This is a genomic window from Methylophaga sp. UBA5088, from assembly GCF_002414625.1.
Taxonomy (GTDB): domain Bacteria; phylum Pseudomonadota; class Gammaproteobacteria; order Nitrosococcales; family Methylophagaceae; genus Methylophaga; species Methylophaga marina.
Window position 1 is genome coordinate 1 of the sequence record NZ_DIAC01000045.1, and the last position, 5,900, is coordinate 5,900.

At 42.1% G+C, this 5,900-nt stretch carries 8 protein-coding genes; all 8 read left to right on the forward strand.

What is annotated here, in order from left to right; all coding sequences use genetic code 11:
- Nucleotides 1-980 (forward strand): hypothetical protein (locus B4K20_RS06015; protein WP_289282246.1); only part of this gene is annotated, 980 nt, incomplete at its 5' end.
- A 16-nt stretch (nucleotides 981-996) separates the two neighbouring features.
- Nucleotides 997-2,715, forward strand: coding sequence for an NADPH-dependent assimilatory sulfite reductase hemoprotein subunit (locus B4K20_RS06020; RefSeq protein ID WP_289282247.1), 1,719 nt, complete (start codon nucleotides 997-999; stop codon nucleotides 2,713-2,715).
- Nucleotides 2,716-3,042 carry a DsrE family protein gene (locus B4K20_RS06025; protein ID WP_289282248.1) on the forward strand — a complete coding sequence of 109 codons (327 nt, stop codon included), beginning with the start codon at nucleotides 2,716-2,718 and terminating at the stop codon, nucleotides 3,040-3,042.
- A gap of 9 nt (nucleotides 3,043-3,051) precedes the next feature.
- The gene (locus B4K20_RS06030) at nucleotides 3,052-3,465 is read left to right on the forward strand and encodes a DsrE family protein (protein ID WP_286305098.1); all 414 of its coding nucleotides are present in this window, start codon (nucleotides 3,052-3,054) and stop codon (nucleotides 3,463-3,465) included.
- A gap of 2 nt (nucleotides 3,466-3,467) precedes the next feature.
- Nucleotides 3,468-3,863 (forward strand): hypothetical protein, encoded by a 396-nt coding sequence (locus tag B4K20_RS06035; RefSeq protein ID WP_289244991.1) that lies wholly within the window; start codon nucleotides 3,468-3,470, stop codon nucleotides 3,861-3,863.
- A 39-nt stretch (nucleotides 3,864-3,902) separates the two neighbouring features.
- On the forward strand, nucleotides 3,903-5,354 hold the full coding sequence (gene ccoN / locus B4K20_RS06040) for a cytochrome-c oxidase, cbb3-type subunit I (protein ID WP_286305099.1): 1,452 nt from the start codon (nucleotides 3,903-3,905) through the stop codon (nucleotides 5,352-5,354).
- A 4-nt stretch (nucleotides 5,355-5,358) separates the two neighbouring features.
- Entirely contained in the window at nucleotides 5,359-5,601 is a 243-nt protein-coding gene (locus tag B4K20_RS06045; protein WP_286305100.1) for a hypothetical protein, read from the forward strand.
- A partial coding sequence (locus B4K20_RS06050) for a nitronate monooxygenase (protein ID WP_289282249.1) occupies nucleotides 5,598-5,900 on the forward strand: 303 nt, incomplete at its 3' end. The genes B4K20_RS06045 and B4K20_RS06050, both read left to right, overlap by 4 nt.

The following is a 5,900-nucleotide window of genomic DNA, read 5'->3' on the forward strand; positions in this document are numbered from 1 at the left end:
CAGACAATATTCAACTGAGTCTCACCGCGGGTGATGGAATCGGGGTTTTACCTCAAAATCCCCCTCAGCTCGTTCGCCAAATTTTATCCTTAACAACATGTTCTGGGGATGAATCTGTCGTTGTAAAACAGAGAGCTGTACCACTGGTGGAGGCTTTACGTGAATATTGTGATCTCACTTTAGTCACAGCACAATGTTTAACTAAATGGAGTGAGACTTCAAACAACCGTGACCTGATAAAACTGTGCCAAGATAAACAAACATTACGCTCATATCTCAAACGGCATCAGTTAACAGACATTCTAGTCAACCACTCTTTACAGTTAACTCCACAGCAGCTGGTCGATAGCTTAAGACCATTACAACCTCGTTTATATGACGTTGCCAACAGTACTCGCCAGATTCAAGATGAATTGCATCTTACTGTAGAAAAGTATCGGTATTCTTGGTCTGGGAAATTACAAAATGGAATTTGTTCAACATATTTAACGGGTATTGAAGAAGGTGAAAATCTTCTTGTTTTCCCCCACCACAATAAACGGTTTCATTTACCCACGAATCAAAACAGTCCCATTATCCTCATTGCTGACGGTACAGGAATAGCCCCTTTTCGCGCCTTCATACAAGAGATTCAGTCTAATCCTAACCGTGAACACAGCGTGTGGTTGATACTAAGAGAATGTACATTTTTAAATGACTTCCTCTATCAAACGGAGTGGTCCCAGTATCTAAAAGATGGCTTATTAACTCGTTTAAATACCTCTTTTTTTGACGATGTTCCCAATAAATCAATCTACGACATCATTCAAGATAATGAAGATACGTTTAACGGTTGGTTAAGTGCTGGCGCGCACCTGTATCTATCTGGTCACAAAGAGATATTTGACCAACTTACACAAACGTTGAGCAAGACATCACCTTATAAGCAAAGCTGGCTTCAACTCACTCAACAAAAACGACTACACAAAAACGTATATTAATTTACGGAGAAATAAAGTGACTACACTCACTATTGCTCGACACTCTGATATTAGCCAACCTCTTAATGAACAGCACAGTAATGAGCAGCTTAAAGCAAAAAGTCATTTCTTGAGAGGCACGATCAGTGAAGGACTCCATGATGCTAATACGGGAGGTATTAGTCACGATGATGGATTGTTAACAAAATTCCATGGTATCTATCAGCAAGATGATCGTGATACACGACAACATCGTCTCATTCGAAAACTTGAGCCTCATTATCAATTTATGGTGAGACTACGAATTCCAGGTGGAAGATTAACCAAACAGCAATGGATTGAAATAGACCGTTTATCACGAATTTACTCATCGAATGGAATTCGTATTACCACACGTCAAACGATTCAATTTCACGGTGTGAGAAAACAATGCTTACAACCACTCCTGATAAGTCTAGAAAAAATCGGAATTGATACCCTTGCTGCGTGTGGCGATGATAATCGAGGTATTGTTTGTGGAGTCAACCCTGACGCGTCAAGAGTAGCTCAACAAGTCTATGACCTAGCAAGAGAGACAAGCTCACGCCTCTTACCTAAAACAGATGCTTATCGAGAAACTTGGTATGACACCCCTCCTTCAGCCTCCCAATCTGAGGAGCCACTTTATGGGGAAACGTATTTACCTCGTAAATTTAAAATAGGATTCGTCATCCCTCCTGATAATGATATTGATATATTTGCCCAGGACGTCGGTTTTATAGCTGTTATTGAGAAATCTCGACTGGTTGGTTTCAATGTGTGTGTTGGCGGTGGTATGGGGCAACTTGATTCTAGAGAAGATAGCTATCCGAGGCTATCCACCCCCATTGGCTTTATAGAAGCATCAGACGCACCATTTATTGCTGAAGTCATCATGACTATTCAACGCGATTATGGGGATAGAAAAGATAGACATCGTGCCCGTTTCAAATACACATTAGATAGAATCGGTCTAGACAGCTTTAAAAATTTACTCGTAAATCGTTTTGGCAAAAAACTAGCCCCTTTGAAGCCATACAGATTAACAAATAATGGTGACAAGTTAGGCTGGCATCAAACTGAGGATAGTCAGTGGCTGGCAACACTGCATATTCAAAGTGGACGTATCAATCATCATTTACAAGATCAGTTACAAGCTTTCTTTCAGCAATATAGTGGTGAAATCCGGTTAACAGCGAACCAGAATATTCAGCTTATCAATATTCCACCATATGACATTTATGACGTAGCAAGGCGATTGTCTGATCTTGGTTTATACGAAAGGTTGATCCCCTCCAGTCAAGAAGCCGTTACGTTGAGCTGTGTTGCACTTCCAACGTGTGGGCTGGCTATGGCTGAAGCAGAAAGAATAACGCCAGACTTTCTTGCCCTTTTTAATGATTTGAAACGTCAGTATGACCTCCAAACAAAACCTATCACACTAAGAATTACTGGTTGTCCCAATGGGTGTGCTCGCCCCTACTTAGCTGAGATAGCCTTAACAGGACGAGCGCCAGGTTTATATAACTTATATCTTGGAGGTAGCCACCGAGGAGACCGGCTAGCCACGCTACATGAGAAAAATCTCAGTCAAACTCAGGTTCTGGATGCCTTGGCTCCTTTATTCGATTTGTATTCAACAGATCGCCTCAACAACGAGTATTTTGGGGACTTCCTTCACCGATGTCATTTCATTAAATCCTCATCCATCTCAAATCAGTCAATACAGGAAAGATAGATGTCTGAATTTCTTTTTATACAAAGCCGAGATCCCTTCACAGATGCACTGACTAAATCGCAATATGAATTAATTCACCATCTCGCCAATGCAGGCAATCGGGTGACGGTAGTGCTTGTCCAGAATGGAGTTATGCCTGCCACTAAAAGCAGTATTTTTACGCCCTTTACTAAATTACTCCATGAAAACATCACACTGGTTGCTGACAAATTCTCTCTCCGACAGAGAGAAATAGATGCTGAACAATTGATACCAGAAATATTAACCACTGATCTGGATATTGTTATCAAAGCATTACTGTCGGGACAAAAAGTCATTTGGAATTAGGAGATGTCAATGTCACATAATAAAACACTCACTTTCGCCTTTATGGATCCACCATTTGAGAGCGAGCGCACCGTCACTTTTTTTAGATTACTCGATGCCGCCTTAGATGCTAATTCTCATGTGAAGGTATTTGCTTATGAAGGTGCTGCTGCTTTGTCATTCGCCAAGCAACAACAACATGGCAATGCCATCCATGGACATGATACTGAACAAGAAGATCATCCACTGACCAAAACATGGATTGCGTCGCTACAGAATAAAGCACGTAAGAAAGCACTCTCTTTTGAATGGATTAATTGTGGCTTATGCGTCGATGAGCGTGGCGTCAATGACACCATCCCCGGTTGTCATCGTGGAGGACCAGCCGATTTATGGCGCTATGCCTCAGAATCATTTAACACATTAACTATTGGAACTCGCTAATCATGAAAGTCTTACAAATACTCGATCAAGCTTTCAGAACAGTTGTGGAAGAACAAGATGAAACGATTCTATGGTTAATTCAATGCATGCAAAAAAAAATTGAGCATACCGATATCGATCAACTCCAGTTATTACTCACAGGCCAAGCCGTCTATTACACGCAACAAAAAAAACAGCAGCCTCCACTAAAAATAGGTGATTGGCAGCAAACTCAACCAGCGAATATCAATACCGATATAGGCAACCTGATTTCATCTCATATTCCTATTTATGTTGTGTATGAAGATTTATGGGATAGAGGGTTAGAAATGGAAGCGCTTAGAGAAGGTATACAAGTCGTGAATAGACAACAGCTCGTGCCTATCTTCGAACAAGCCGACCAAATATGGCATTGGTAATGCTCACCAAAATAGCCATTCAAAATCAGGAGTTCTATCATGAACACAACACATAGTTACAATGAAGATATTACCAAGTGGTTTTCCGTCGCCGCCTGTATTTATCTTGTCATTGGTACAGGCATCGGTGTGTATATCGCCTCCGAACTCGCCTGGCCATTTCTTAATTTTGATAATCCATATATTAGCTTCGGACGACTAAGACCCGTGCATACCAATGTGGTCGTCTATGGTTTTGGTGGCTGTGTTCTAATGGCAACGGCCTATTATGTCGTACAGCGTACCTGCTATGTCAGACTATGGAGTGACAAGATGGCCTGGTTTACATTCTGGGGCTGGAATCTCTATGTGATTGGCGCTCTGGTGACGCTTCCACTGGGCTACACTCAAGGCAAGGAGTACGCAGAATTAGAATGGCCTTTTGATATTTTGTTAACCGTTGTGTGGCTCGCCTACTCAATCAACTTTATTTTCACATTGAGCATTCGCCGTGTTTCCCATATCTATGTAGCGAACTGGTTCTTTCTGTCCATGATGATTATGTTCACCTATCTCCATGTGGTGAATAGTTTATCGATTCCCGTTGAATTGATGAAATCCTACTCGATTTTTGCTGGCGTTCAGGACGCCATGATTCAATGGTGGTGGGGTCATAACGCCATTGGCTTTTATCTCACCGCGGGTTTTTTAGGCATCATGTATTATTTTGTGCCCAAACAAGCTAATCGGCCTGTTTATTCTTATCGCTTATCAGTGATTCACTTCTGGGCATTGATATTTGGCTATGTATGGTTAGGTGCGCATCACCTGCAATATACAGCTCTGCCTGATTGGACAGGCTCTCTTGGTGCAGCAATCTCTCTCGCCATGATTATTCCATCATGGGGAGGAGCAATTAACGGTATGTTCACATTAAGCGGTGCTTGGGACAAACTCAGAACCGATTATATTCTCCGTTTTCTCATCGTGGCGCTGGCTTTTTATGCCATGTCAACGTTTGAAGGCCCTGTAATGGCATCAAAAACAGTTAATGCTCTTTCACACTATACCGACTGGACGATTGGTCATGTTCACTCTGGTGCATTAGGCTGGGTGGCGATGATTTCTATTGGTGCGCTTTACCACATGGTCGAGCGTTTATGGGATACGCGTATGTTTTCTGTAAGGTTAGTGAATGTGCATTTTTGGTTAGCGACTGTGGGCACAGCCATTTACATTACTGCCATGTGGGTGGCCGGTATCATGCAAGGCCTAATGTGGCGTGCGTACGATGACTATGGCAACCTGGCCTACACCTTTGTTGAATCGGTGGCTCAAATGCATCCTTATTATGCTATCCGTATGATGGGTGGCCTCGTCTTTTTCAGCGGTGCATGTGTGATGTTATTTAATGTAGTCATGACCATTAGAAAAACAGTAAAACATCATCACAGCACGGTTTCTGTTATTACTGACAATAAAGCTGCTATTTCGGTTAAGCCGGGAGGATAAAAGGATGAGCACTTTTTTTCTACTAGAACTATTCCTGAAGTATCACGGTATGCCTCATTTATTGATGTTTATGGGTACTGACGCTTTAATCATTCTCGCTTTCTATTTCATTATCAGAAGCGTTTATTCACCTGAAAATGAACGGCACTACAGAGAAGAAAGTTTTATTCCTCTTGATGATGATAGCGATGAAGAAAAACAGTTATTTGGTACTCATCAGACCTTCTCATCCAGGAGAAACAAATGACCCTTAGCACTAAGCTCACGAGTGCGTTAGGCATTCAACACCCTATTGTACTAGCCCCCATGGGTAATGTGGCGGGAGGCCAACTTGCCGCTAGTGTGTCGAATGCAGGCGGACTTGGCATGATTGGTGTCGGCTATGGAGACCTTGATTGGCTAAAAATCGAACTTGAAAAGGTGAAGAGCTCGACGAGTCGGCCATGGGGAGTCGGTTTCATTACTTGGTCACTTACGGATGACGTGTTTGATTTTGTCATGGAGTACTCACCCAAGGTAGTGATGATGTCTTTCGGTGACATAACA